Source organism: Leuconostoc sp. (assembly GCF_965300815.1).
Window position 1 is genome coordinate 1 of record NZ_CBDKZH010000189.1, and the last position, 1,500, is coordinate 1,500.

2 protein-coding genes are annotated in these 1,500 nt (G+C 44.9%); one reads left to right on the top strand and one right to left on the bottom strand.

Annotation, left to right across the window (positions count from 1 at the left end; all coding sequences use genetic code 11):
- A partial coding sequence (locus ACW12G_RS07970) for an MFS transporter (RefSeq protein ID WP_455647716.1) occupies positions 1–1,091 on the bottom strand: 1,091 nt, incomplete at its 3' end.
- Between the two features lie 153 nt (positions 1,092–1,244).
- Here ACW12G_RS07970 and ACW12G_RS07975 point away from each other — a divergent pair.
- Positions 1,245–1,500: Dyp-type peroxidase domain-containing protein (locus ACW12G_RS07975; protein WP_455647717.1), on the top strand; the 256-nt coding region annotated here is incomplete at its 3' end.

Here is a 1,500-nt window from a genome sequence, read left to right on the forward strand (position 1 = left end):
CCACCTTCCAGCAATAAGGCTGCCAATAAGCCGACAACCCACGATTGTGTCCCAAATAACGCTAGGCCCGCATAGCCGACCATCATCATGGCCATGCCGATGTACACCAACTTTTTCAAACCAATTTGGTTCAGTAACCGACCAGTACGTGGATTCAACTGACTTAAAAATACCGCAGCGGGCACCATCAACAAACCCGACCACATCGGTGTGATGTGGAAAACGCGTTGATAGAATAAGGGCATGATCACCGTGGCGATAATCAAGCCAGAATATGAAATACCCGTTAGCAACAAACCTGGGATATATCCGCGATACCGGAGCACTGATAAGTCTAAAAAGGGTTGTGCTAATTGACGTTGCCGAATAACAAACAATGTCAGCAGGCAAAAACTTCCCAGCAAAATAGCCCACCATAGCCAATTCATGCCCAGCGTCTCAATGCTTGAAATCGCATACAAAACCCCACCAAAACCAATTAAACTCAGCGCTGATAGCCAGTCAAATCGTGATGGCTGCATGACATGGGTGTTTTGAATTAAGGGTTGTCCAAACGCAATCAAGCCTAATAAAATGACAAAAAAGAGCACAAATAACGCACGCCAAGAAACCCATTGGAGGACGACACCGGAAATAATTGGCCCCACGGCCAAAGCTGATCCCAAGACCAAGCCAACAACCCCCATGGTCACGCCACGCTGAGCCGTTGCGGTATTTTCCAAAATGACACTTTGAAAAGTTGGAAACAACGCACCGACAGCTAATCCTTCTAGCAAGCGTCCGATAATAATACCTTCAAACCGTGTCGCCAACATGGCCACCGCTGTCCCCGTCAAAAAAACAGCGACAATCCCATTTAACAACGTCCGCAACGTGACATTATTCAATAACCACGGGCTCACCGGCATGACGAGGGTCATTGCCACCATAAATCCCGTTGTTAACCACTGAACCGTCCCCGCATCAACTTGAAAATTACGCATTAAAACGGGATATGCCGTCGTCATCGTCGATTGACTAATTGACATAGTAAAGGCAATTGCCAGTAATATGATGGCAAAAGGTGTTAATTGTCGGATGTTTTTAAACATGTGTCCTACCTCATTTTTCAACTGTCGCTTGTGTTGTTCTCATACTAAACTTTTTACCAAATTTAATCAAGTAAATTAGAATGATTCTTGATTAAGACGTTAAAAAGGTGTATGCTGACTGTGAACATAAAGTCATTAATGGAGGACGTACAGATGCCCATTACCCCAACAAAAGCACAAGATGTCTGGAAAGATGCTGGTGAACACGTACAATTCACTGTTTTAAAGCTCACACGCGCCGATCAACAACAGGCCCAAGCTGCTATTCAAGCATTCACGGATCGCTCACAAGCCATTATTCGCTCATTACGAATTCGTGATTCACATTTATCAGCTGCTTCTGGTTTAAAAGTCGCCTTTGGCTTTAGCCGTGAAGCGTGGGTTTACCTTTTCCCAAATGCACCAATCC